The 23610-nt window shown below is 63.6% G+C and carries 23 protein-coding genes; 14 read left to right on the forward strand and 9 right to left on the reverse strand.

All coding sequences use genetic code 11. The features are described 5' to 3' along the window. Positions 1–38: 38 nt before the first annotated feature. Positions 39–1256, forward strand: coding sequence for a tryptophan synthase subunit beta (trpB, locus tag D886_RS0100500; RefSeq protein ID WP_027592033.1), 1218 nt, complete (start codon positions 39–41; stop codon positions 1254–1256). Then, positions 1253–2062 (forward strand): tryptophan synthase subunit alpha, encoded by an 810-nt coding sequence (gene trpA / locus D886_RS0100505; protein WP_027592034.1) that lies wholly within the window; start codon positions 1253–1255, stop codon positions 2060–2062. The genes trpB and trpA overlap by 4 nt, the downstream gene beginning before the upstream one ends. A gap of 120 nt (positions 2063–2182) precedes the next feature. Here the strand turns inward: trpA and D886_RS0100510 are convergent, their stop codons facing one another. Beyond that, the gene (locus D886_RS0100510; protein WP_027592035.1) at positions 2183–2515 is read right to left on the reverse strand and encodes a DOPA 4,5-dioxygenase family protein; all 333 of its coding nucleotides are present in this window, start codon (positions 2513–2515) and stop codon (positions 2183–2185) included. A gap of 52 nt (positions 2516–2567) precedes the next feature. Between D886_RS0100510 and D886_RS0100515 the strand changes: the two genes are divergently transcribed. Then, the gene (locus tag D886_RS0100515; protein WP_027592036.1) at positions 2568–3116 is read left to right on the forward strand and encodes an NAD(P)H-binding protein; all 549 of its coding nucleotides are present in this window, start codon (positions 2568–2570) and stop codon (positions 3114–3116) included. Positions 3117–3228: 112 nt separating this feature from the next. Here D886_RS0100515 and D886_RS0100520 read toward each other — a convergent pair whose 3' ends face one another. Next, positions 3229–4128 carry a LysR family transcriptional regulator gene (locus D886_RS0100520; RefSeq protein WP_027592037.1) on the reverse strand — a complete coding sequence of 300 codons (900 nt, stop codon included), beginning with the start codon at positions 4126–4128 and terminating at the stop codon, positions 3229–3231. 109 nt (positions 4129–4237) lie between these two features. Here D886_RS0100520 and betC point away from each other — a divergent pair, with 109 nt between their 5' ends. From betC to D886_RS0100535, 3 genes are all read left to right on the forward strand, one after another. After that, complete coding sequence (gene betC / locus D886_RS0100525; protein WP_027592038.1) at positions 4238–5755, forward strand: choline-sulfatase; 1518 nt, start codon at positions 4238–4240, stop codon at positions 5753–5755. Between the two features lie 14 nt (positions 5756–5769). Then, the gene (gene choX, locus D886_RS0100530; protein WP_027592039.1) at positions 5770–6693 is read left to right on the forward strand and encodes a choline ABC transporter substrate-binding protein; all 924 of its coding nucleotides are present in this window, start codon (positions 5770–5772) and stop codon (positions 6691–6693) included. Positions 6694–6822: 129 nt separating this feature from the next. Further along, a complete protein-coding gene (locus D886_RS0100535; protein WP_027592040.1) occupies positions 6823–8388 on the forward strand; it encodes a SulP family inorganic anion transporter in 1566 nt (521 codons plus the stop codon). A 142-nt stretch (positions 8389–8530) separates the two neighbouring features. Here D886_RS0100535 and aroE read toward each other — a convergent pair whose 3' ends face one another. Both aroE and hemF read right to left on the reverse strand, forming a co-directional pair. Next, entirely contained in the window at positions 8531–9355 is an 825-nt protein-coding gene (gene aroE / locus D886_RS0100540; RefSeq protein WP_027592041.1) for a shikimate dehydrogenase, read from the reverse strand. 25 nt (positions 9356–9380) lie between these two features. Beyond that, the gene (gene hemF / locus D886_RS0100545) at positions 9381–10292 is read right to left on the reverse strand and encodes an oxygen-dependent coproporphyrinogen oxidase (RefSeq protein ID WP_027592042.1); all 912 of its coding nucleotides are present in this window, start codon (positions 10290–10292) and stop codon (positions 9381–9383) included. A gap of 134 nt (positions 10293–10426) precedes the next feature. Here hemF and D886_RS0100550 point away from each other — a divergent pair, with 134 nt between their 5' ends. Then, a complete protein-coding gene (locus D886_RS0100550; protein WP_027592043.1) occupies positions 10427–11404 on the forward strand; it encodes an NADPH:quinone reductase in 978 nt (325 codons plus the stop codon). 325 nt (positions 11405–11729) lie between these two features. Here the strand turns inward: D886_RS0100550 and D886_RS0100555 are convergent, their stop codons facing one another. The 3 genes from D886_RS0100555 to dprA all read right to left on the reverse strand — a co-directional run bounded on the left by D886_RS0100555 (position 11730) and on the right by dprA (position 14183). Then, a complete protein-coding gene (locus D886_RS0100555) occupies positions 11730–12038 on the reverse strand; it encodes a hypothetical protein (protein ID WP_027592044.1) in 309 nt (102 codons plus the stop codon). Between the two features lie 447 nt (positions 12039–12485). Further along, entirely contained in the window at positions 12486–13043 is a 558-nt protein-coding gene (locus tag D886_RS0100560; protein WP_027592045.1) for an L-threonylcarbamoyladenylate synthase, read from the reverse strand. Positions 13044–13085: 42 nt separating this feature from the next. Further along, positions 13086–14183 (reverse strand): DNA-processing protein DprA, encoded by a 1098-nt coding sequence (gene dprA, locus D886_RS0100565; RefSeq protein ID WP_027592046.1) that lies wholly within the window; start codon positions 14181–14183, stop codon positions 13086–13088. A 207-nt stretch (positions 14184–14390) separates the two neighbouring features. Here dprA and def point away from each other — a divergent pair, with 207 nt between their 5' ends. Genes def through D886_RS0100590 form a run of 5 tightly spaced genes read left to right on the forward strand, consistent with a single transcriptional unit; the run spans position 14391 to position 18914 of the window. After that, positions 14391–14897, forward strand: a complete 507-nt coding sequence (gene def / locus D886_RS0100570; protein WP_027592047.1) for a peptide deformylase — start codon at positions 14391–14393, stop codon at positions 14895–14897. Between the two features lie 60 nt (positions 14898–14957). Then, on the forward strand, positions 14958–15890 hold the full coding sequence (gene fmt, locus D886_RS0100575; protein WP_027592048.1) for a methionyl-tRNA formyltransferase: 933 nt from the start codon (positions 14958–14960) through the stop codon (positions 15888–15890). Further along, entirely contained in the window at positions 15887–17197 is a 1311-nt protein-coding gene (rsmB, locus tag D886_RS0100580; protein WP_027592049.1) for a 16S rRNA (cytosine(967)-C(5))-methyltransferase RsmB, read from the forward strand. The genes fmt and rsmB overlap by 4 nt, the downstream gene beginning before the upstream one ends. 23 nt (positions 17198–17220) lie before the next feature. Continuing rightward, on the forward strand, positions 17221–18594 hold the full coding sequence (gene trkA / locus D886_RS0100585) for a Trk system potassium transporter TrkA (RefSeq protein WP_027592050.1): 1374 nt from the start codon (positions 17221–17223) through the stop codon (positions 18592–18594). Positions 18595–18605: 11 nt separating this feature from the next. Continuing rightward, positions 18606–18914, forward strand: a complete 309-nt coding sequence (locus D886_RS0100590) for a tetratricopeptide repeat protein (RefSeq protein WP_027592051.1) — start codon at positions 18606–18608, stop codon at positions 18912–18914. A 135-nt stretch (positions 18915–19049) separates the two neighbouring features. Here D886_RS0100590 and D886_RS0100595 read toward each other — a convergent pair whose 3' ends face one another. Continuing rightward, complete coding sequence (locus tag D886_RS0100595) at positions 19050–19937, reverse strand: lysophospholipid acyltransferase (protein ID WP_027592052.1); 888 nt, start codon at positions 19935–19937, stop codon at positions 19050–19052. A gap of 41 nt (positions 19938–19978) precedes the next feature. Further along, on the reverse strand, positions 19979–20530 hold the full coding sequence (locus D886_RS0100600; RefSeq protein WP_027592053.1) for a DNA-3-methyladenine glycosylase I: 552 nt from the start codon (positions 20528–20530) through the stop codon (positions 19979–19981). A gap of 83 nt (positions 20531–20613) precedes the next feature. Here D886_RS0100600 and glyQ point away from each other — a divergent pair, with 83 nt between their 5' ends. Both glyQ and glyS read left to right on the forward strand, forming a co-directional pair. Further along, a complete protein-coding gene (gene glyQ / locus D886_RS0100605; protein WP_027592054.1) occupies positions 20614–21561 on the forward strand; it encodes a glycine--tRNA ligase subunit alpha in 948 nt (315 codons plus the stop codon). Continuing rightward, a complete protein-coding gene (gene glyS, locus D886_RS0100610) occupies positions 21558–23609 on the forward strand; it encodes a glycine--tRNA ligase subunit beta (RefSeq protein WP_027592055.1) in 2052 nt (683 codons plus the stop codon). The genes glyQ and glyS overlap by 4 nt, the downstream gene beginning before the upstream one ends. Position 23610 lies beyond the last annotated feature (1 nt).

A 23610-nucleotide genomic window follows, 5' to 3' on the forward strand; every position in this document is an offset into this window, starting at 1 on the left:
AAAGCCCATCACTCATTCATTACGCCTTGGAGCGCCCCATGACCCAGACTCAATACCGCCCTGGCCCAGACGCCAACGGCCTGTTCGGCTCGTTCGGCGGCCGCTACGTGGCAGAAACCCTGATGCCACTGGTACTGGACCTGGCCCGCGAATACGAAGCCGCCAAGGCCGACCCGAAGTTCCTCGAAGAGCTGGCGTACTTCCAGCGCGACTACATCGGCCGCCCGAACCCGCTGTACTTCGCCGAGCGCCTGACCGAGCACTGTGGCGGGGCAAAAATCTTCTTCAAGCGTGAAGAGCTCAACCACACCGGCGCGCACAAGGTGAACAACTGCATCGGCCAGGTGCTGCTGGCCAAGCGCATGGGCAAAAAACGCCTGATCGCCGAAACCGGTGCCGGCATGCACGGCGTGGCCACCGCCACCGTCGCCGCCCGCTTCGGCCTGCCTTGTGTCATCTACATGGGCGCCACCGACATCGAGCGCCAGCAAGCCAACGTGTTCCGCATGAAGCTGCTGGGCGCCGAAATCGTCCCGGTCACCGCCGGTACCGGCACCCTGAAAGACGCCATGAACGAGGCCCTGCGCGACTGGGTCACCAACGTCGAAGACACCTTCTACCTGATCGGCACCGTCGCCGGCCCGCACCCGTACCCGGCCATGGTCCGCGACTTCCAGTCGATCATCGGCAAGGAAACCCGTGCCCAGTTGCAAGAGAAGGAAGGGCGCCTGCCCGACAGCCTGGTGGCCTGCGTCGGTGGCGGCTCCAACGCCATGGGCCTGTTCCACGAATTCCTTGAAGAGCCAAGCGTGCAGATCATCGGCGTCGAAGCCGGCGGCCACGGCGTGCACACCGACAAACACGCGGCCAGCCTGAACGGCGGCGTACCCGGCGTGCTGCACGGTAACCGCACCTACCTGCTGCAGGACGCTGACGGCCAGATCACCGACGCCCACTCGATTTCCGCCGGCCTCGACTACCCAGGCATCGGCCCGGAGCACGCTTACCTGCATGAAGTGAAGCGCGTCGAGTACGTCAGCATCACCGACGACGAAGCGCTCGATGCGTTCCACGCCACCTGCCGCCTGGAAGGCATCATCCCGGCCCTGGAAAGCTCCCACGCCCTGGCCGAGGCGATCAAGCGCGCACCGAACCTGCCCAAGGACCACCTGATGGTCGTGTGCCTGTCCGGGCGCGGCGACAAAGACATGCAAACCGTGATGAACCACATGGCCGCCCAGGAGAAACAGGCATGAGCCGTCTTGAACAACGCTTCGCCGAACTCAAGGCCGAAGGCCGTTCGGCACTGGTCACCTTCGTTACCGCGGGCGACCCAGGCTATGACGCTTCGCTGCGGATCCTCAAGGGCCTGCCAGAAGCCGGCGCCGACGTGATCGAGCTGGGCATGCCGTTCACCGACCCGATGGCCGATGGCGTGGCCATTCAGCTAGCGACCCTGCGTGCACTGGAAGCCGGCCAGACCTTGGCCAAGACCCTGCAGATGGTTCGTGAATTCCGCGTGGGCAACCAGGCCACGCCGATCGTGCTGATGGGTTACTACAACCCGATCCATCGCTTTGGCGTGGAAAAGTTCGTGGCAGAAGCCAAGGAAGCCGGCGTCGATGGCCTGATCATCGTCGACCTGCCGCCCGAGCATGATGCCGAGCTGGCCTCCCCGGCCCAGGCTTCGGGCATCGACTTCATCCGCCTGACCACCCCGACCACCGACGACGCACGCCTGCCGCGTGTGCTGGAGCGCAGCTCCGGGTTCGTCTATTACGTGTCCGTCGCCGGTGTGACCGGCGCGGGCTCGGCAACCACCGAGCACGTGACCGAAGCCATTGCCCGCCTGCGTCGGCATACCGACCTGCCGATCAGCGTTGGTTTCGGCATTCGTACCCCGGAGCAGGCTGCGAACATCGCCCGCCTCGCCGATGGTGTGGTGGTGGGGTCGGCGCTGGTCGACAAGATCGCTCATGCCAAGGATGCCGATCAGGCCGTCAATGATGTGCTGAGCCTGTGCTCGGCGTTGGCTGAAGGCGTACGCGGCGCCCGCCGCTAAACCGCGTCGCCTGCTTCGCGGGCAAGCCCGCTCCCACAGTGACCGCGCCGCTCTTGAAGGCTGTGCAGCACCTGTGGGAGCGGGCTTGCCCGCGAAGAGGCCAGCACAGGCTATAAAGGCCTAACCGCCAAAAATCGACAGCTTCAGCGGCCGCACAGCCCCCATCCAGATCGCATGATCCCGGTGATCCGCCAGCTCATCCCCGGTCAGCGGATGCAGAAACACCACCAACCCTTTCCGATACAGCGCCAGCCACGGCAACACCACCCCCACCACTTCAGGCCCGAACGCCAGCTGGCAACTCCAGTCCGGATGCGGCCCCACGGGTTGCTGGTGCATGCGCCCCATGGTCACGGGGAACAGCCGCGCCGCCTCCTCGCACAGTTCTCGCGCCTGCTCGAGGGTCGATGCGTCGTAGTACACGTGGGCGTGATAGCCCTTGATCCTTTGCACGATAACTCCTGATTGCGGTCAAACCATCACCCCCTGCAAAGGAAGTGATGCAGTGAAAAACGCCGAAACCCCAGTATTCAAGCTGGTCCTGTTCGGGGCCGAGTCCAGCCTTGGCAGTGCGCTGATTACCGAACTGCTGTCACGCCAGCACGAAGTGACCGCCGTGGTCGATGACCTCAACCGCCATACGCCACGCCCTGGCCTGCATTTCAAGATAGGCGGGCTGGCGAGTGCCGACCAGGCGGAGCAGGGTGCCGCAGGCGGCTCGGCGGTAGTTGCCTTGGTGTCAGCCTTGGCACCCGGTGACCTGCCTGCACAATGGCAGATGAGCGAGGCGCTGGTGGCCGGGCTTTCGCGTACGACTATACGCCGGCTGTTGCTGGTGGGCGATTTCGATGTGTTGGACAGGCCAGGCGATTACACCGATGAAGCGCGTGAAGGCGTGGACCAGGTTGTCGATGGGTTGCAGCGCAGCGCGTTGCACTGGACCCTGATCAATGCACCCCAGACGTTGGTCGACCTGGAGAGGGTAGCGGCGGGTATGGCCGATATGCTGGATTTGGGTTTACATCGGGGCGAGCATCTCAACTTCGTGGTCTAGATTTTGGGGCCGCTACGCGGCCCATCGCAGGCAAGCCAGCTCCTACAGGGGGACCGCGCACTTCTGTAGGAGCTGGCTTGCCTGCGATGGGCTGCACAGCAGCCCCAAAATCTCACCCCTCACGCTCATCCTCCAGCCAATCGACAAACCGCTGAATCAGCGCCCCACGCCGCTTGCGCGGTGGCAGAACCGCGTAATACCCGCGTTCCGAGCGCAAACTGCCCTCCAAAGGCCGACACAGCAGCCCCTGTTCAACCAACCCATCGACCAGGTGCCCCCAGCCAATCGCTACCCCTTGCCCGGCAATCGCCGCCTGGATCAACAAGGTGTAGTTATCAAAACGCAACTGCCCCGGCGGCGGTGGGCTGTCTACGCCAAACCCACGAAACACACCCGCCCAATCAAACCAACGGCTGGCCTGCTCACCGCGCAGGTGAAGCAACGGCAAACGCTGCAAAGCCACGGCTGACAAGGGTTTGCCATGAGTCAGGCGGGGGCTGCAGACCGGGAACACCTCCTCATCGAACAACCACCGGCTCTCGCCTTGATGAAAACGCCCGTCACCAAACAGCACCGCCACATCGATATCCGGCCGCAGCATCGCTTGGCTGCGCTCACCCGTTACCAGGCTCACATCCACCTGTGGATAAGCCTCATGAAAGCGTTGCAACCGGGGCATCAGCCAAAACGCGGCAAAGGCGAAGTCGGTCGCCACCTGAAGCACCTCGCGCTGGCCTCGCCCGCTGGCCAGGGCAAGCCCATCGTCCATGGCCTGCAGCCCTTGGTGCACCTGTTCGAACAGCAACTGGCCGGCCTCGGTCAGCGCAATGCCCCGGTAGATCCGGTCGAACAGCCGGGTACCCAGCTGGGCTTCCAGGCGCTTCACCTGCTGGCTCACGGCGGGCTGCGTGGTCCCCAGCTCAAGCGCTGCGGCCGTAAAGCCGCGCAACCGCGCTGCGGCCTCGAACACACGCAGGGTATCGAGCGACAGCTCGCCAAGGCGCTCAAACATAAGCTCAGCTAATCCCAGTCATTGCCCGCCATGGGCTTTACCCATGTTATCCAAAGTCGCATCTTGGTAGGCAAGCGGTTCGCATAACCTTCAACGATGGAAGCCAACCATGACGCGCCCGAATATCCTGTTCATCATGGCCGACCAGATGGCCGCGCCCCTGCTGCCGATCTACGCCCCTTCGCCCATCCAGATGCCAAACCTCGCCCGCCTCGCCGACCAGGCGGTGGTGTTCGACTCGGCGTACTGCAACAGCCCGCTGTGCGCACCTTCGCGCTTCACCCTGGTCAGCGGCCAGTTGCCCAGCCGTATTGGCGCTTACGACAACGCCGCTGACTTCCCCGCCGATGTGCCCACCTACGCCCATTACCTGCGCCGTCTCGGCTACCGCACTGCGCTGTCGGGCAAGATGCACTTCTGCGGCCCAGACCAGTTGCACGGCTACGAAGAACGCCTGACCAGCGATATCTACCCCGCCGATTACGGCTGGGCCGTGAACTGGGACGCCCCGGACGAGCGCCCGAGCTGGTACCACAACATGTCGTCGGTGCTGCAGGCCGGCCCATGCGTGCGCACCAACCAGCTGGATTTCGACGAGGAGGTGGTGTTCAAGGCCCGCCAGTACCTCTACGACCATGTGCGCGAAAACGATGGCCGGCCGTTTTGCCTAACCGTGTCGATGACTCACCCCCACGACCCGTACACCATTCCCAAGCGCTACTGGGATCGCTATGAGGGCGTGGATATACCCATGCCGCGCGCCGAGTTTGACCAGTGCGAGCAAGACCCGCACTCGCAGCGCCTGCTCAAGGTCTACGACCTGTGGAACAAGCCCCTGCCTGTGGACAAGATCCGCGATGCCCGCCGCGCCTACTTTGGCGCCTGCAGCTACATCGACGACAACATTGGCCAGTTGCTGCAAACCCTTGAGGAATGCGGCTTGGCGGAGGACACGTTGATCGTGTTCTCTGGCGACCACGGCGACATGCTTGGCGAGCGCGGCCTTTGGTACAAGATGCACTGGTTCGAAATGTCGGCGCGCGTGCCACTGCTGATCCACGCCCCCAAACGCTTTGCCGCCGCGCGCGTGAGTGCGTCGGTCTCCACCTGCGACCTGCTGCCGACCTTGGTCGAACTGGCCGGCGGTGCCGTGGACACGTCCCTGCACCTGGACGGCCGCTCGCTGCTGGGCCACCTGCAAGGGCAGGGTGGCCACGACGAGGTCATTGGCGAATACATGGCCGAAGGCACGGTCGGCCCGCTGATGATGATCCGCCGTGGCCGGTACAAGTTCGTGTACAGCGAAGACGACCCATGGCTACTCTATGACCTGAGCCGCGACCCGCACGAGCGGGAGAACCTCGCCAGCAGCCCCGACCATCAGGCGCTGCTGCAGGCATTTGCCGATGAAGCCCGGCAGCGTTGGGACATCCCCACCCTGCGCCAACAGGTCCTGGCCAGCCAGCGCCGCCGCCGCCTGGTGGCCGAAGCCCTGGCCATCGGCAAGCTGAAAAGCTGGGACCACCAACCGTTGGTGGACGCCAGCCAACAGTACATGCGCAACCACATCGATCTCGACGACCTCGAGCGCAAGGCCCGTTATCCACAGCCCGCCCCTCTGGATTGAGAAGAGAGTTCGCCATGCAAAAAATCTCCGCCGCCGTGCTTGCCCTGGCCCTCGGCCTGGGCGCTGCCACGGCTCACGCCGAAGACGCGCAATGCAGCACCGTGAAGATGGCCGACCCCGGCTGGAGCGATATCGCCACCACCAACGCCATCGCCCGCCTGCTGCTGGAACGCCTCGGCTACCAGGTAAAGATCGACAGCCTGGCCGTGCCGATCATTTATGGCGGCCTCAAGGACGGGCGCGTCGATGCCTTCCTCGGCAACTGGATGCCGGCGCACCAGGGGTTTCATGACAAGTTCATCGCCAATGGTGATGTACAGCAATTGTCACGCAACCTTGAAGGCACCGAGTTCACCCTCGCGGTGCCCGACTATGTGTGGAACGCCGGGGTCAAAGACTTCGCCGACCTGCAAAAGCACGCTGATCAGTTCGACAAGAAACTGTATGGGATCGGCTCTGGCGCGCCTGCCAACCTGTCGCTGAAAGAAATCATCGACCAGAACCAGTTCGACCTCGGCCAGTGGAAGCTGGTGGAGTCGAGTGAGCAGGCGATGCTCGCGCAAGTGGACCGCGCCGTGAAGAAGCAGCAATTCATCACCTTCCTCGGCTGGACACCGCACCCGATGAACGTGAAGCTGAAGATGCACTACCTCACCGGTGGGGAAAAGTGGTTTGGCAGCAAGGGCCAGGTCTACACCCTGACCCGCAAAGGTTATGCACAGGCATGCCCGAATACAGCGAAGCTGCTGGGCAACCTGACATTTACCCTGGACATGGAAAACAGCATCATGGCCGAGGTTGTGGATAAGAAAGTGAGCTTCGATGAAGCAGCCAAGGCTTGGGTGAAGGCGCATCCCGAAGTACTGGAAGGGTGGTTGGCTGGGGTCAGCACCAAGTCCGGTGGCGATGCCAAAGAGGCCGTCACAAGCAAACTGTAATCTCGATAATCACACTCATCCTGTGGGAGCGGGTTCACCCGCGAATGCTCTAGTGAAGCCACCGACGCATTCGCGGGTAAACCCGCTCCCACAGGGGGCCGGTACAACACTCGGGAAACTGAAATACTTATGCACCGCCTCATCCAGCTGCTGCCTTTCCTTGCCTGGCTCCCCCGCCAATCGGGCCGCAGCCTGCGCCAGGACCTGCTGGTCGGCCTGAGCGGCGCCATCCTTGCCCTGCCGCAATCCATCGCCTACGCCCTGATCGCCGGCCTGCCCGCGGAATACGGCCTGTTCGCCGCCATCGTTCCGGTGCTCATTGCCTGCTTGTGGGGGTCTTCCTGGCACCTGATCTGCGGCCCGACCGCAGCCATCTCGATCGTCCTCTACGCCAGCGTCAGCCCCCTGGCGGTACCGGGCAGCGCCGACTACATCACGCTGGTCCTGCTGCTGACATTGCTCGCCGGCATCTTCCAGCTCTTGCTCGGCCTGCTGCGCTTCGGCGCACTGGTCAATTTCGTCTCCCACTCGGTGGTGCTCGGCTTCACCCTGGGCGCCGCCATCGTCATCGCCCTCGGCCAGTTGCCTAACCTGTTGGGCATGGACTTGCCAAGCCAGGCCACGGCGTTGAAAACCGTGCAAGACCTGGCCAGCCACGCCGGGGAGGTCGACCTGCCGTCGCTGATACTGGGGCTGACCACGGTGCTGATCGGCATGGCCTTCAAGCTCTGGCGGCCACGCTGGCCGAGCCTGTTGATAAGCCTGGTCGTGGTCAGTTTGCTGGCCTGGTCACTGCCTGGTTTTTTTGGCCATGTGCCGCGCGTACCTGCGTTCACTGGCCAACTGCCCCCGTTGAGCCCACTGCCGCTACTGGACGTGGAGCTGATGCTGCGGCTGCTGCCGACTGCGGTGGCGGTGGGCATGCTCGGCCTGGTCACCAGCCTGTCGATCGCCCGGTCGCTGTCTGCGCGCTCTGAACAGCTGATCGACGCCGACCAGGAGATCCGCGCCCAGGGCCTGTCGAACATCGTCGGCGCGTTCTTCTCCGGTTACCTGTCATCAGGCTCTTTCACCCGTTCGGGCTTAAGTTATGACGCCGGCGCCCGCTCACCGCTGGCCGGGGTGTTCTCGGCCCTGTGGGTCGCGCTGTTTGCCGTCGCAGGGGCAGCGCTGATCGCCCACCTGCCGATCCCGGCGATGGCGGGCAGCATCCTGCTGATCTGTTGGGGGTTGGTGGATCACCGTGGCATTCGGGCGCTGTTCCGGGTCAGCCGCTCGGAGTTCCTGGTCATGGCCCTGACCGCCGCCGCGACCTTGCTGCTGGAGCTACAGACCGCGATCTATGCCGGGGTGCTGGCTTCGCTGTTCTTTTACCTCAAACGCACGTCCCGGCCACGGGTGCAGCAGAGCCGCGAAGGGCAGGCCGACGTGCTGCGGGTGGGAGGGTCGATCTTCTTTGGCGCGGCGCATTACCTGCAGGTGCGCTTGCAGCGCTGCCAGGGGCCGCATGTAGTGATCGATGCGCGGCAGGTGAATTTTATCGATTATTCGGGTGTGGATATGTTGCACAGGGAGGCACGGCGGTTGCGGCGGGCGGGGGGCAGTTTGACCTTGCAGCGGGCGCGGCCGCAGGTGGTCGAGGAATTGCAGAAGTTGGAAGGGGTGGATTTGTGTCCGATCAGGTTTGAGGATTGAGGCTGAAATCCTGGGGCTGCTTTGCAGCCCATCGCAGGCAAGCCAGCTCCTACAGGGATATCACAAGGCCCGAGGTTGGCGCTGTACTTGTAGGAGCTGGCTTGCCTGCGATGGGCCGCAAAGCGGCCCCAAAATCTCAAATTCAGCCCCGAGCCAATTGCCGACGAAGCTCAGCCAGCACCGGCGCCGTATCCGGCCTCACCCCACGCCAGATAAAGAACGCCTCCGCCGCCTGCTCAGCCAGCATCCCCAGCCCATCCAGCACCTTGGCCGCACCTAGGTTGGTAGCCCATTGGCAAAACGGCGTCGGCTCCTTGCCGTACATCATGTCGTAGCAAACCGTGCGCCCCGCCTCGACCAGGCTGTCGGCAATCGGCGGCATCTCGCCCGCCAGGCTCGCCGAGGTGGCGTTGATGATCACGTCCACCGGCTCCTGCAGCCAGCTGAACCCGCTGGCCACCACCGGCCCCAGCTCAGCGAACTCACGCGCCAGTTGCTCGGCCTTTTCTACCGTGCGGTTGGCGATCACCAGCGACTGCGGATCGTGCGCCAGAATCGGCTCCAGCACCCCACGCACCGCACCGCCCGCACCCAAAATGAGGATCCGCTTACCCGCCAGCTCAACCCCCGCATTCACCGTCAGGTCGCGCACCAGGCCAGCACCGTCAGTGTTGTCCCCCCGCAGCGAGCCATCCGCCAGCTTGCTCAGGGTATTCACCGCACCCGCCCGCTGGGCACGTGGGGTCAGGCTGTCGCACAGGCGGTAGGCTTCTTCCTTGAACGGCACCGTGACATTGCCGCCACTGCCTTGCTTGAAGAAACCGCGGGCACAATCGCTGAACTCGTCCAGCGGCGCCAGCAGGGTGGCGTATTCCAGGTCCTGGCCGGTCTGCTCGGCGAACAGGCGGTGGATCAGCGGCGACTTGCTGTGGCCGATGGGGTTACCGAAAACGACGTACTGGTCCATGGGGGCTCCTCGGTTATCCACAGGTTTACTGGGCGAGCCAGTCGCGGTCTTGCAGGAAGTACTCGGTCAGGCGCGCTTCTTCGCTGCCAGGCGCGGCCTTCCAGTCGTAGCCCCAGCGGACCTGCGGCGGCAGCGACATAAGGATCGACTCGGTACGCCCACCCGATTGCAGGCCAAACAAGGTGCCACGGTCGTAGACCAGGTTGAACTCCACGTAGCGACCGCGACGGTACTCTTGGAACTCGCGCTGCTCGGCGGTATAGGGCGTGTCCTTGCGGCGTTGGACGATCGGCAGGTAGGCCTCGACAAAGGCATCGCCAATGGCACGGATGAAAGCAAAGCAGGTGTCGAAGTCCCACTCGTTCAGGTCGTCGAAGAACAGCCCGCCAATGCCGCGTGGTTCGCCACGGTGCTTGAGGTGGAAGTAGCGGTCGCACCAGGCTTTGTAGCGCGGGTACACGTCAGCGCCGAATGGCGCGCAGGCCTGCTCGGCCACACGGTGCCAGTGGATGCAGTCTTCTTCGTTGCCGTAGTACGGGGTCAGGTCGAAACCGCCACCGAACCACCACACCGCCTCTTCGCCTTCTTTTTCGGCGATGAAGAAGCGCACATTGGCGTGGGACGTCGGCACGTGCGGGTTGTGCGGGTGAATCACCAGCGACACCCCCAGGGCCTCGAAACCACGGCCCGCCAGCTCGGGGCGGTGGGCGCTGGCCGACGGTGGCAGGCCGGCGCCGAACACGTGGGAGAAGTTGACCCCACCTTTCTCGATCACCTTGCCCTCACCGATCACCCGCGTGCGGCCCCCGCCACCGGCTTCACGCGTCCAGGCGTCCTCGACAAAGCGGGCGCCGCCGTCCTCACGTTCAAGGGCGGAGCAGATGCGGTCTTGCAGGTCGAGCAGGTAGGCTTTCACGGCCTCGGTGCGGCTGGTCATCGGGTCACCTGGAGCGGGCAGAGAAGAATTCGCCGCGTAGCATACCACCGGCGGCTGACGCGCCGCAGTTGACGGCGATCAAGCAAAGGCGTCCGATAGAGGGCTGTTACCAATCCCGACAACAGGAGTGCGAGATGGCCAAGCGTATCCAGTTCAGCCAGCATGGCGGCCCGGAAGTTCTGCAGCTTGTAGAGTTCGACCCCGCCCCACCTGGGCCACAGCAGGTCCGCGTGCGTAACCAGGCGATTGGCCTGAACTTCATCGACACCTATTTCCGCAGCGGCTTGTACGCACCGCCATCCTTGCCTTCCGGGCTCGGCACCGAGGCCGCTGGTGTGGTCGAAGCCGTGGGTGAGGGCGTCACCCGCCTGAAAGTCGGCGATCGGGTTGCCCATGCCGGCGGCCCGCTGGGTGCCTACAGCGAAGTGCATACGCTGCCCGAGGCCAACCTGGTCAAACTGCCGGATAACATCAGCTTTGAGCAGGCAGCGGCGGTGATGCTCAAAGGCCTGACCGTGCAGTACCTGCTCAAGCAGACTTATGCGGTGCAACCGGGCGACGTGATCCTGTTCCATGCCGCTGCCGGTGGCGTGGGTTCGCTGGCCTGCCAATGGGCCAAAGCGCTGGGGGCCAAGTTGATCGGTACTGTCAGCTCCGCTGAGAAGGCCGAGCGGGCCAAGGCGCTGGGGGCGTGGGAAACCATCGACTACAGCCATGAAGATGTGGCCAAGCGCGTACTGGAGTTGACCGACGGCAAGAAATGCCCGGTGGTGTACGACGGCGTGGGGGCCGATACCTGGCTGACCTCGCTGGACTGCCTGCAGCCGCGTGGGTTGATGGTGAGCTTTGGCAATGCTTCGGGCGCGGTGAGCGGGGTGAACCTGGGGATTCTGGCGCAGAAGGGCTCGCTGTATGTCACCCGGCCGACCCTGGCGAGCTATGCCAATAATGCCGAGAACACCCAGGCCATGGCCGATGACCTGTTTGCGATGATTGCGAGTGGGAAGCTGGTTGTGGATATCCAGCAGCGGTATCCGCTGAGTGAGGCGGCCAAGGCGCAGGCGGAGCTGTCGGCGCGACGGACTGTGGGGTCGACTGTTTTGTTGCCTTGATTTAGGCACGGGATCGCATCAGGGCGGCCAGGTGCTTGGCTGGGTTGTTGTGGTGTTGCGTAGATCGAGCGCCGCCCGCGCGGCGCTTCGCAGCACAAGGCTGCTCCTACATCGGTTTCGGGCCAGTAACGCCTGTCCCAGCGCGCGCGACCGCCTTGTTTGTTCCACACGATATCGAGGTGGATGCCACAGGGGCCGCGCGCCTGTGTCTCAGGATTGATTGGCCCGAAACAAATGTAGGAGCAGCCTTGTGCTGCGAAGCGCCGCGCGGGCGGCGCTCGATTTCACAGGCGCTAGAACCCTCAAGGCAGGCACCTGTCAGCCCTCACACTTTCTTCTGCGGCTGTGGGGTCGACTCGATGCCATCGAGTATCGCCTCCACCACACCCTCTGCCATTTCAATCGCATGCAGGTTCGACCAGAACATGCCACGGCCTTCTTCACGCATATAGTCCAGGGCTTTGTAGCCAGTTTCATAGGCGCTGCGCAGGTATAGGGCGACGTGGACCAAAGCGTCTTCAGCGGAAATGTTCGGGTTTACGGTGAAGAGTGGATCATGACCGGCATCGCAACGGCCGAAGGGTCGAGTTGAGGTGCTGGGTAGGGGTGGATCGGGGACTATTTTCTTGACCATTGGAAAATGCTCCACAATGCCGCCGCCAATCACTACCACGTGAATTGGGTGGCGGCTGTACGCGAGGTGGTAGACCCGGGCATTTTCCAAACCAGGCAGGCTCGAAAGCCTCCCGCGCACAGCCGCCATAGACTGTCATGGAAAAGATGCATCCGGGCTACCACACCCGATCGCCAAGTTGTTCGGCGACGGTCTGAAGCCTAGAGACAGGACTTCCCACTGAGAAGGTGATGGTATTCGTTACGAGATGTAGGAGTTTTCCCAAACTGAATGCCGGACAGCCATTTGGATAAAGATCAGAGAAATTCCAGGCGACTCGATCAATTGTAGGAGCGGGCTTGCCCCGCGAACCAGGGCGAAGCCCTGGCCATACACACTGGCCGCCTGGGCTGGCCTCTTCGCGGGGCAAGCCCGCTCCCACAAGGAGGGGTATCGGCGCTTGGCAATTTAGCCCGGCCGAACGACTTCGCCCGTCGCCAGGTTGCGAATCACACTTGGGTTCTTCCGCCCGCCCAACGCCCCGCCCAGTACCAGGTCCAGCTGGCCATGGAAGTACTGCTCCACCCGCAATCGGCTCTTCGCCGCCGGGCGACCGCCGGGGTTGCACGAGGTGGAAATCAGCGGCCCGACCAGCGCGCACAGCTCACGCACCTGCGGGTGGTCACTGACCCGCAGCGCCACCGTGTCGTGCTGGCCGGTCACCCACTCCGGCAACAGGTCCTGGTGCGGCACCAGCCAGGTGTTCGGGCCAGGCCAGGTGCTGCCCATGCGGTCAATCCAGTCCTCGGGGAAATCTTCGAACAAAAAGTCGAACTGGCGGATATTGTCGGCGATCAGGATCAACCCTTTATCCACAGGCCGCGACTTGAGCGCCAGCAGGCGATACACCGCGTCCTCGTTCCACGGGTCACAGCCCAGGCCCCAGACCGCTTCCGTCGGGTAGGCGATAACCGCGCCCGCCCGGATCTCACGTGCGGCTTGTTGCACACGAAAACTGCTCACCATTGCTGTCTCTCCGCCTATATACCTTGCTTGTGAGCAGTGTACTTAGCCAACGCGGGCAAACCAACGCCCGGCTTCATTGCTGACCCGCCCTTCAAGCTCCAGTTCGGTGAGCTGCGCCATCACCTGGGCCAACGACAGTTCGCTGCAGTGCGCCAGGCTCTCGGTAGTCTGGGGCGCGGCATGCAGCAAGGCGAGCAGGGGGTGATCACGCTGTTCAACAATGGCCGGGGGCAGGTTCTGCCAGCCCTGCAGGCTTTCCAGAATCTGTTCCACACTTTCCACCAGCAAGGCACCGTCGCGAATCAACTGGTGACAGCCTTTTGCACCTGGGTGGTGGATGGAGCCTGGGATGGCATACACCTCGCGGCCCTGCTCAGCCGCCAAGCGCGCCGTGATCAGCGAGCCACTGGCCAGGCTCGCCTCCACAACCAATACGCCCAGCGACAAGCCACTGATGATGCGATTACGCCGCGGAAAATTGCCCGGCAGCGGGCCGGCATCCAGCGGGTACTCGGAAACCAGCGCGCTGCCGCTGTCGATCATCGCTTGGGCAAGCTCGCGATGGCGCTGTGGATAAAGTTTTTGCAGCCCCGTCCCGAGCACCCCAATTGTGCCGCCCCCGGCCTGCAACGCTGCCCGATGAGCGGCACCATCGATACCCAGTGCCAGGCCGCTGGTAATGGTAAAACCCGTCTGCGCCAAGTAGCGGGAAAATGCTCGGGCAGTGTCGAGCGCGGGCGGTGAAGCACGCCTGCTGCCCACAATTGCCAACTGTGGCCTTTCCAGTAATGCGGGGTCGCCAGCGACGAAAAGCAACGGCGGCGGGTCGTCGGTTTCAGCCAGCAGAGCAGGGTAGCCAGGGCTGTCCCACATCAGTAAATGCTGGCCCGGGCGCTCTAACCAGGCCATTGCAGCCAGCGCACCGTCACGCACTTCGGCGCTTCTTCGGGCGTCGATACTGGCTTGCGGAATGCCCAGTGCGCGCCAGGCTGCGGCCGGCGCACTCAGCGCCGAAGAAGCGCTGCCAAAAGCTTTCAGCAGGCTGTGAAAGCGGCGTAACCCTGTGTCCGGCAGGCGGTGCAGGCGCAACCTCGCCTCCAGTTCGGCAGGCGCGCAAGGCGACGAATGGTGGGTCAACATGAGGATCATCCTTGATCGAAACGGGGCCATCGACGTGGCACAACCTGTGGATAACTGTGTTGATAACGCTTTGACAACCTGTCCATCAAATGGGTGATAAGCCGTTCGTTTAAACCCTAGCCGAGCTTTGCCAGGTGCCGAATCCCCCGATTACCTTTATTATGTGTGCTCAGTTTTCAACCGAACGCACAGTGACTGCCCGACCTTATGGCCATCTTGAACATTCTCGAATTCCCGGACCCGCGCCTGCGCACCCTCGCCAAACCGGTGACGGTGTTCGACGACGCCCTGAGCCAGCTGATCGACGACATGTTTGAAACCATGTATGAAGCGCCTGGCATCGGCCTGGCTGCGACTCAGGTCAACGTCCACAAGCAAGTGGTGGTGATGGACCTGAGCGAAGACCGCAGCGAGCCGCGGGTCTTCATCAACCCCGTCGTCGAAGAACTGACCCACGACATGGGCCAGTACCAGGAAGGTTGCCTGTCGGTGCCTGGCTTCTACGAAAACGTCGACCGCCCCCTGCGGGTGCGCGTCAAAGCCCAGGACCGCGACGGCAAGCCGTTCGAGCTCGAAGCCGAAGGCCTGCTGGCCGTGTGCGTGCAGCACGAGTTCGATCACCTCAACGGCAAGCTGTTCGTCGACTACCTGTCCACGCTCAAACGCGACCGGATCAAGAAGAAGCTGGAAAAGCAGCACCGCCAGCAAGCCTGATCCCCACCTTCCAGAAGGCTTGCTCCGGCAAGCCTTTTTCTTTTTTGCAGCGAGAACTCCATGCGCATCGTCTTCGCAGGCACTCCAGAGTTTGCCGCCGAACACCTCAAGGCACTGCTCGACAGCCCCTATGAGATCGTGGCCGTCTACACCCAGCCGGACCGCCCAGCCGGGCGTGGCCAGAAGCTCATGCCGAGCGCGGTCAAGGCACTGGCCGTGGCCCACGACATCCCGGTGCTGCAGCCGCCAACCCTGCGCAATGCCGATGCCCAGGCAGAACTCGCCGCGCTCAAGCCCGACCTGATGGTGGTGGTCGCCTACGGCCTGATCCTGCCCCAGGCCGTGCTGGATATTCCGCGCCTTGGTTGCATCAACAGCCACGCCTCTCTGCTGCCACGCTGGCGCGGTGCGGCGCCGATCCAGCGCGCCGTGGAAGCCGGCGATGCCGAGAGCGGCGTGACCGTGATGCGCATGGAAGCGGGCCTGGACACCGGCCCGATGCTGCTCAAAGTGGTCACCCCGATCAGCGCCGAAGACACCGGCGGCACGTTGCATGACCGCCTCGCCGAAATGGGCCCGCCTGCGGTGATTCAAGCCATTGCTGGCCTTGCCGACGGCTCGCTGCAGGGTGAAGGCCAGGATGACGCCCTGGCCACCTATGCCCACAAGCTGAACAAAGACGAAGCACGCATCGACTGGAGCCGCCCGGCCGTGGAGCTGGAGCGCCTGGTGCGTGCCTTCAACCCGTGGCCGGTGTGCCACAGCACCCTGGACGGCGAAAGCGTGAAGGTGCTGGCTGCGACGTTGTCCACAGGCAACGGCGCCCCTGGCGAGATCCTGTCTGCCAGCAAGGACGGCCTGGTAGTCGCCTGCGGTGACCAGGCACTGAGCCTGACCCGTCTGCAACTGCCCGGCGGCAAGGCACTGAACTTCAGCGACTTGTTCAACAGCCGCCGCGAGAAATTCGCCACCGGCAAGGTGCTCGGCCAATGAACCCACGCCTGGCCGCCGCCCGTGCCTTGGCCGCTGTGCTCAGCGGCAAGGCTTCGCTGAACAGCTCGTTGCCGGCACAACTGGACAAGGTCGACGAACGCGACCGGGGCCTGACCCAAGACCTGGCCTTCGGTACCGCCCGCTGGCAGCCGCGCCTCGACCTGCTCGCTGCGCAGTTGCTGCAGAAGCCGTTCAAAGCGGCCGATGCCGATGTGCAGGCCTTGATGCTGGTCGGCCTGTACCAGCTGTTCTACACGCGCATTCCGGCGCACGCCGCCATCGGCGAAACCGTGGGTTGCGCCGACAAGCTGAAAAAGCCGTGGGCCAAAGGCCTGCTCAACGCCGTGCTGCGCCGCGCGCAGCGTGAAGGCGAAGCGCTGCTCGCTGGCATGGAGCGCGACCCGGTGGTGCGCACTGCCCACCCGCGCTGGCTGCAGAAATCGCTGAAGGCCTTCTGGCCCGAGCAATGGGAAGCCATCTGCGCCGCCAACAACGCCCACCCGCCGATGATTTTGCGGGTCAACCGCCGCCACCACAGCCGCGATGCCTACCTGGCCTTGCTGGCTGAGGCCGGCGTGGGCGCCAGCGCCTGCCAGTACAGCCGTGACGGCATAGTGCTGAATGAGCCCTGCGATGTGCGCAGCCTGCCTGGCTTTGCCGAAGGCTGGGTAAGCGTGCAGGACGAAGCCGCACAGCTGTCCGCCGACCTGCTCGAACTGGCCCCCGGCCAACGCGTGCTCGACGCCTGCTGTGCCCCGGGCGGCAAGACTTGCCACTTGCTCGAAGCCGAAGCTGGCCTGGCGCAGGTGGTGGCCATCGACCTGGAAGCCAAGCGCCTGACCCGCGTGCGCGAGAACCTCGATCGCCTGCAACTGGACGCCGAGCTGATCGCCTGCGATGCCCGCGACACCGCCAGCTGGTGGGACGGCAAAACGTTCCAGCGCATCCTGCTCGACGCCCCGTGCTCGGCCACCGGTGTAATCCGCCGCCACCCGGACATCAAGCTGACCCGTCAGGCCGACGACATTCCGGCCCTGGCCACGTTGCAGGGCGAGCTGCTCGATGCCCTGTGGCCAACCCTGGAAGTGGGCGGCATGCTGCTCTATGCCACCTGCTCGAGCTTGCCGACCGAGAACACCGAGGTGATCGACGCCTTCCTCGCCCGCACCCCGGGCGCCCGTGAGTTGGACCTGGCCACCGAGGCCGGCCTGCGCCAGCCACATGGCCGCCAGTTGCTGGCCCAGGAAGGCGGCCACGACGGGTTCTACTATGCCAAGCTGATCAAGATCGCCGCGTCACGCGGATAAGCACAACGGTTAGGGAGTAGCGGATGAAGATCATCATCCTCGGCGCGGGGCAGGTGGGCGGTACGCTGGCAGAACACCTGGCCAGCGAGGCCAACGACATTACCGTGGTCGACACCGACGGCGAGCGCCTGCGCGACCTCGGCGACCGCCTGGACATCCGCACGGTGCAAGGCCGCGGCTCGCTGCCGACGGTGCTGCGCCAGGCCGGTGCCGACGACGCCGACATGCTGGTGGCGGTGACCAACAGCGACGAGACCAACATGGTGGCCTGCCAGGTCGCCTACTCGTTGTTCCACACCCCGACCAAGATCGCCCGGGTACGGGAATCGGCCTACCTCACCCGCGAAGAGCTGTTCCACAACGACCACATCCCGGTCGATGTGCTGATCAGCCCCGAGCAGGTGGTGACCAACTACATCAAGCGCCTGATCGAGCACCCAGGTTCACTGCAGGTAATCGACTTCGCCGAAGGCAAGGCGCAACTGGTGGCGGTCAAGGCGTACTACGGCGGCCCGCTGGTGGGCCAGCAGTTGCGCCAGATCCGTGCGCACATGCCCAACGTCGACACCCGTGTGGCGGCGATCTTCCGCCGTGACCGGCCGATCACCCCACGCGGCGACACCGTGATCGAGGCCGATGACGAAGTGTTCTTCATCGCCGCGAAAAAAGACATCCGCGCCGTGATGGGCGAGCTGCGACGCATCGACGAGACCAACAAGCGCGTGGTCATCGCCGGTGGCGGGCAGATTGGCGAGCGCTTGGCCGAGGCCATCGAAAGCCGCTATCAGGTGAAGATCATCGAGATGAACCCGGCCCGCTGCCGCCACCTCTCCGACACCCTGGAAAGCACCGTGGTGCTGCAGGGCAGTGCGTCGGACAAAGACCTGATGCTCGAAGAGAACATCGCCGACGCCGACATCTTCCTGGCCCTGACCAACGACGACGAGGCCAACATCATGTCGTCGCTGCTGGCCAAGCGCCTGGGTGCGCGCAAGGTGATGACCATCATCAACAACCCGGCCTATGTGGACCTGGTGCAGGGCGGTGAGATCGACATCGCCATCAGCCCACAGCTGGCCACCATCGGCACCTTGCTGGCCCACGTGCGGCGTGGCGATATCGTCAGCGTGCACTCCCTGCGCCGCGGCGCGGCCGAGGCCATCGAAGCCGTGGCGCATGGCGATTCGAAGTCGAGCAAAGTGGTCGGCAAGGCCATCGAAGACATCGCCCTGCCGCCAGGCACCACCATTGGCGCGATCATTCGTGACGAAGAGGTGATGATTGCCCACGACGACACAGTGATCGAATCGGGTGACCATGTGATTCTGTTCGTTGTGGATAAAAAGCACATTCGGGATGTGGAGAAGCTGTTCCACGTCGGCTTGAGTTTCTTCTAGGAGAAGAGGGCATGCGCGAATCGCTGGAGAAGATGCTGGCCAAGGGTGTGGATAACCCGCTGTTGAGGTTCGGCCTTGGCAAGGCCTGGCTGGACGAGGGCAATGGCGCTGAGGCGGCGGTGCACCTGGCGCGTTGCGTGGAACAGGACCCTAAGTATTCGGCAGCGTGGAAGTTGCTGGGTAAGGCGTATCAGTTGCAGGGGGATTTGGCGGCGGCGCGCAAGGCCTGGGAGGACGGGATCGTGGCGGCGCAGGCCCATGGGGATAAGCAGGCCGAGAAAGAGATGACTGTATTTCTCAAGAAGTTGAATAAAGTCTGAGATTGCCGGGGCTGCTTTGCAGCCCATTCGCGGGGCAAGCCCGCTCCCACAAGTCCTGCACAACCTGAGGGTCACTCTGTACCTTGTGGGAGCGGGCTTGCCCCGCGAATGGGGCGCAAAGCGCCCCCAACTATCTCAATACCAACGCGGCTCACCCGCCGGGCGCTTCTTGAAGCGCTTCATGCTCCACATGTACTGGCTCGGATACTCGCGCACATACCGCTCGACCACCTTGCTCATGGCCGCCGCCGACTCGGTCACATCCGTGCTGTACATCGCCTCCGGCGCCGCTTCCAGAATCACCCGGAACCCAGACCCGTCCGGCAGCCGCAACGCATGCAGGAACACACCCACCGCCTTGCCACCGGCCAGCATGTTCGGCACGAACTTGCTGGTCAGGGCCTGGGTGCCCAGGAACGGCACGAACACACCCGCCGACTCAGCAGGTTCCGGGTCGGCAGGAATGCCCACCTGGCCCCCGCGGCGCACTTCCTTGATCACGCTGAGGATGCCTTCCTTGGTCGAAGGCGCCACGCGGTTACCCATCTGCACTCGCTGTTCACGCAACAAATCATCCACAGCTTTGAGCTTTGGCGGGCGGTAGAAGATGATCGGTTTGCACTGGTTGCAATAGAAGTGGTTCAACACTTCCCAGTTACCCAGGTGGCTGGTGATGCCCACCACGCCCTTGCCCGAGGCCAGGGCCTGCTCCAGCACTTCCAGGCCGTGCACTTCCTTGACCAGTTCCAGCGAACGCTGCGGTGGCCAGATCCAGGCACAAGCGCTTTCGACAAAGGATTTGCCGATGTCTCTCAGCGCGCGGCCGACCAGTTGCTCACGTTCGGCCGGGTCCATCTCCGGGAAACACTTGGCGAGGTTGATACGCACCACGTTGCGCGACCCGTTCGGGACCTTCCACATCAGCCAGCCGATACCGGCGCCGACGCGCTGCACAGCGCCCCAGGGCAACTTGGCGAACAGTCGAAGCACCCCGACCATCAGGGCGCCCTTGAACTTTTCCACAGGCGAATTCCTTATTTCAGCAAGGCGCGCATTGTACCCCGTCAGCGCGCCAAGGCGGCGTAGCGATCACAATCGGTGGTGTGGTCCATGACCATACCGGTGGCCTGCATGAAGGCATAACAGATGGTTGGGCCGACAAACGTGAAGCCGGCTTTTTGCAGGGCCTTGCTCATTGCCTTGGCTTCATCGGTAACGGCAGGCATTTCGCTTCGGTCCTTGAAATGGTTGACCTTGGGCGTGCCGCCCACAAACGACCAGAGCCACTCGGCCGGGTTATCCACAGCCAGCCAGGCCTGGGCGTTGCGCCGGGCGGCCTTGAGCTTGAGGCGGTTGCGGATGATGCCGGCGTCGAGCATCAGTGCTTCGATCCGTTCATCGCTCATCTGCGCCAACTTCACCGGGTCGAAGCCATGCATCACCTCGCGATAACGCTCGCGTTTACGTAAAACCGTGATCCATGACAGCCCCGCCTGGAACCCTTCGAGCAAAAGCATCTCGAACAGCAACGCCGGATCACGCTGCGGTGTTCCCCATTCCTGGTCGTGGTAGGCCTGGTACAACGGATCGTCGGTACACCAAAAGCAGCGTGGCATAAGGCTCCAATGAGTAGAGGGCGAGGCGAATCAGGTTATACTCCCGCTCTTTACATCCGCATCCCCAGATACAGGTGAATTTCGTGAGCCAGCCTACGCCAGCCGTGCGTACCTTCCAAGACCTGATCCTCGCCCTGCAGAACTACTGGGCAGCTCAAGGTTGTGTGGTGCTTCAGCCCTACGATATGGAAGTAGGCGCCGGCACTTTCCATACCGCCACGTTCCTGCGCGCCGTCGGCCCAGAGACCTGGAACGCCGCCTACGTGCAGCCTAGCCGTCGCCCTGCCGACGGGCGGTATGGCGAAAACCCAAACCGCCTGCAGCACTACTACCAGTTCCAGGTGGTGCTCAAGCCGAACCCGGCCAACTTCCAGGAGCTGTACCTCGGCTCGCTCAAAGCCATTGGCCTGGATCCGCTGGTCCACGATATCCGTTTCGTCGAAGACAACTGGGAATCGCCAACCCTCGGCGCCTGGGGCCTGGGCTGGGAAATCTGGCTCAATGGCATGGAGGTGACCCAGTTCACCTACTTCCAGCAAGTGGGCGGCATCGAGTGCTACCCGGTCACCGGTGAAATCACCTACGGCCTCGAACGCCTGGCCATGTACATCCAGGGTGTCGACTCGGTCTACGACTTGGTATGGGCCGATGGCCCGTTCGGCAAGGTCACCTACGGCGACGTGTTCCACCAGAACGAAGTCGAGCAGTCGACCTACAACTTCGAACACGCCAACGTCGAGAAGCTGTTCGAGCTGTTCGACTTCTACGAAAGCGAAGCCAACCGCCTGATCAAGCTGGAGCTGCCGCTGCCGACCTACGAAATGGTCCTGAAGGCTTCGCACACCTTCAACCTGCTCGACGCCCGCCGCGCCATCTCGGTGACCGAGCGCCAGCGTTACATCCTGCGCGTACGTACCCTGGCCCGGGACGTGGCGCAAAGCTATCTGCAAGCCCGCGCACGCCTGGGCTTCCCGATGGCCACCCCTGAATTGCGTGACGAAGTGTTGGCTAAGCTGGAGGCTGCACAATGAGTGCTCAAGATTTCCTGGTAGAACTGGGCACCGAAGAGCTGCCACCCAAGGCCCTCGCAAGCCTGGGCGACGCCTTCCTGGCCGGTATCGAGAAAGGCCTGCAGGCCGCTGGCCTGAACTACGCCAGCAAATCGGTATACGCCGCGCCGCGCCGCCTGGCCGTACTGATCCGCCAACTCGACGTGCAGCAGCCTGACCGCAGCATCAACATCGACGGCCCACCCCTGCAGGCTGCTTTCAAAGACGGCGAGCCGACCCAAGCGGCCCTGGGCTTTGCCAAGAAGTGCGGTGTAGAGCTGTCGGAAATCGACCAGAGCGGCGCCAAGCTGCGTTTCTCCCAGCACATCCCGGGCAAGGCCACTACCAGCCTGCTGCCGACCATCGTCGAAGACTCGCTCAACGACCTGCCGATCCCCAAGCGCATGCGCTGGGGCGCCAGCCGCGAAGAGTTCGTGCGCCCAACCCAGTGGCTGGTGATGCTGCTTGGCGACCAGGTCGTCGACTGCACCATCCTCGCCCAGCAGGCCGGCCGTGAGTCCCGTGGCCACCGCTTCCACCACCCGGAAAACGTGGTTATCACCACCCCGGCCAACTACGTCGAAGACCTGCGCAAAGCCTACGTGCTGGCCGACTTCGCCGAGCGCCGCGAGCTGATTGCCAAGCGCACCGCCGAACTGGCCCTGCAGCAGGAAGGCAGCGCCATCGTGCCGCCGGCGCTGCTGGACGAAGTGACCGCGCTGGTCGAGTGGCCAGTGCCGCTGGTGTGCTCGTTCGAGGAGCGTTTCCTCGACGTGCCGCAAGAAGCCCTGATCACCACCATGCAGGACAACCAGAAGTACTTCTGCCTGCTGGACAGCGAAGGCAAGCTGCTGCCGCGCTTCATCACCGTGGCCAACGTCGAAAGCCGTGACCCGAAGCAGATCATCGAAGGCAACGAAAAGGTCGTGCGCCCACGCCTGACCGATGCCGAGTTCTTCTTCAAGCAAGACAAGAAGCAGCCGCTGGAAACCTTCAACGAGCGCCTCAAGAACGTGGTGTTCCAGGCTCAACTGGGCACCGTGTACGACAAGGCCGAGCGTGTTTCCAAGCTGGCCGCGTTCATTGCCCCGCTGATTGGCGGTGACGCCCAGCGCGCCGCGCGTGCCGGCCTGCTGTCCAAGTGTGACCTGGCCACCGAGATGGTTGGCGAGTTCCCTGAGATGCAGGGCGTTGCCGGTTACTACTACGCGCTCAACGATGGCGAGCCGCAAGACGTCGCCATGGCGCTGAACGAGCAGTACATGCCGCGCGGCGCTGGCGCCGAGCTGCCAGAGACCGTCACCGGTGCTGCCGTGGCGATCGCTGACAAGCTCGACACCCTGGTCGGTATCTTCGGTATCGGCATGCTGCCAACCGGCAGCAAAGACCCGTACGCCCTGCGCCGCGCCGCGCTGGGCGTGCTGCGCATCCTGATCGAGAAGCAGCTGGACCTGGACCTGACCGGTGCGGCCGAGTTCGCGGTCAAGCAGTTCGGTGCCAAGGTCAAGGCTGCCGGCCTGGCTGAGCAAGTGCTGGAGTTCATCTTCGATCGCCTGCGTGCACGCTACGAAGACGAAGGCATTGACGTGGCCACCTACCTGTCGGTACGCGCCCTGAAGCCGGGTTCTGCCCTGGACTTCGACCAGCGTGTGCAGGCCGTGCAGGCGTTCCGCAAACTGCCGGAAGCCGAAGCCCTGGCCGCGGTGAACAAGCGCGTGTCGAACCTGCTGAGCAAGGCCGAAGGCGCTATCGCCGAGCAGGTCGAGCCGAAGTACTTCGACAACGCCAACGAGTTCTCCCTGTACTCGGCCATTCAGCAGGCCGACCAGGCCGTGCAACCGATGGCCGCTGCGCGTCAGTACAGCGAGTCGCTGGCTCGCCTGGCAGCCCTGCGTGACCCGGTCGACGCCTTCTTCGAGGCGGTGATGGTCAACGCCGAGGACGCCAAGGTCCGCGCCAACCGTTATGCCCTGCTCAGCCGCCTGCGCGGTCTGTTCCTGGGTGTGGCCGACATCTCGCTGCTGGGGTAAG

Origin of the sequence: Pseudomonas sp. LAIL14HWK12:I7, from assembly GCF_000483465.1 — a bacterium.
Taxonomy (GTDB): domain Bacteria; phylum Pseudomonadota; class Gammaproteobacteria; order Pseudomonadales; family Pseudomonadaceae; genus Aquipseudomonas; species Aquipseudomonas kermanshahensis.

What these genes read in the sequence shown, in the direction of transcription:
- trpB (WP_027592033.1), top strand. Translation starts at nt 39, where the DNA reads ATGACCCAGACTCAATACCGCCCTGGCCCAGACGCCAACGGCCTGTTC.
- trpA (WP_027592034.1), top strand. Translation starts at nt 1,253, where the DNA reads ATGAGCCGTCTTGAACAACGCTTCGCCGAACTCAAGGCCGAAGGCCGT.
- D886_RS0100520 (WP_027592037.1), bottom strand. Translation starts at nt 4,128, where the DNA reads ATGTTTGAGCGCCTTGGCGAGCTGTCGCTCGATACCCTGCGTGTGTTC.
- betC (WP_027592038.1), top strand. Translation starts at nt 4,238, where the DNA reads ATGACGCGCCCGAATATCCTGTTCATCATGGCCGACCAGATGGCCGCG.
- choX (WP_027592039.1), top strand. Translation starts at nt 5,770, where the DNA reads ATGCAAAAAATCTCCGCCGCCGTGCTTGCCCTGGCCCTCGGCCTGGGC.
- D886_RS0100535 (WP_027592040.1), top strand. Translation starts at nt 6,823, where the DNA reads ATGCACCGCCTCATCCAGCTGCTGCCTTTCCTTGCCTGGCTCCCCCGC.
- aroE (WP_027592041.1), bottom strand. Translation starts at nt 9,355, where the DNA reads ATGGACCAGTACGTCGTTTTCGGTAACCCCATCGGCCACAGCAAGTCG.
- hemF (WP_027592042.1), bottom strand. Translation starts at nt 10,292, where the DNA reads ATGACCAGCCGCACCGAGGCCGTGAAAGCCTACCTGCTCGACCTGCAA.
- D886_RS0100550 (WP_027592043.1), top strand. Translation starts at nt 10,427, where the DNA reads ATGGCCAAGCGTATCCAGTTCAGCCAGCATGGCGGCCCGGAAGTTCTG.
- D886_RS0100555 (WP_027592044.1), bottom strand. Translation starts at nt 12,038, where the DNA reads ATGGTCAAGAAAATAGTCCCCGATCCACCCCTACCCAGCACCTCAACT.
- D886_RS0100560 (WP_027592045.1), bottom strand. Translation starts at nt 13,043, where the DNA reads ATGGTGAGCAGTTTTCGTGTGCAACAAGCCGCACGTGAGATCCGGGCG.
- dprA (WP_027592046.1), bottom strand. Translation starts at nt 14,183, where the DNA reads ATGTTGACCCACCATTCGTCGCCTTGCGCGCCTGCCGAACTGGAGGCG.
- def (WP_027592047.1), top strand. Translation starts at nt 14,391, where the DNA reads ATGGCCATCTTGAACATTCTCGAATTCCCGGACCCGCGCCTGCGCACC.
- fmt (WP_027592048.1), top strand. Translation starts at nt 14,958, where the DNA reads ATGCGCATCGTCTTCGCAGGCACTCCAGAGTTTGCCGCCGAACACCTC.
- rsmB (WP_027592049.1), top strand. Translation starts at nt 15,887, where the DNA reads ATGAACCCACGCCTGGCCGCCGCCCGTGCCTTGGCCGCTGTGCTCAGC.
- trkA (WP_027592050.1), top strand. Translation starts at nt 17,221, where the DNA reads ATGAAGATCATCATCCTCGGCGCGGGGCAGGTGGGCGGTACGCTGGCA.
- D886_RS0100590 (WP_027592051.1), top strand. Translation starts at nt 18,606, where the DNA reads ATGCGCGAATCGCTGGAGAAGATGCTGGCCAAGGGTGTGGATAACCCG.
- D886_RS0100600 (WP_027592053.1), bottom strand. Translation starts at nt 20,530, where the DNA reads ATGCCACGCTGCTTTTGGTGTACCGACGATCCGTTGTACCAGGCCTAC.
- glyS (WP_027592055.1), top strand. Translation starts at nt 21,558, where the DNA reads ATGAGTGCTCAAGATTTCCTGGTAGAACTGGGCACCGAAGAGCTGCCA.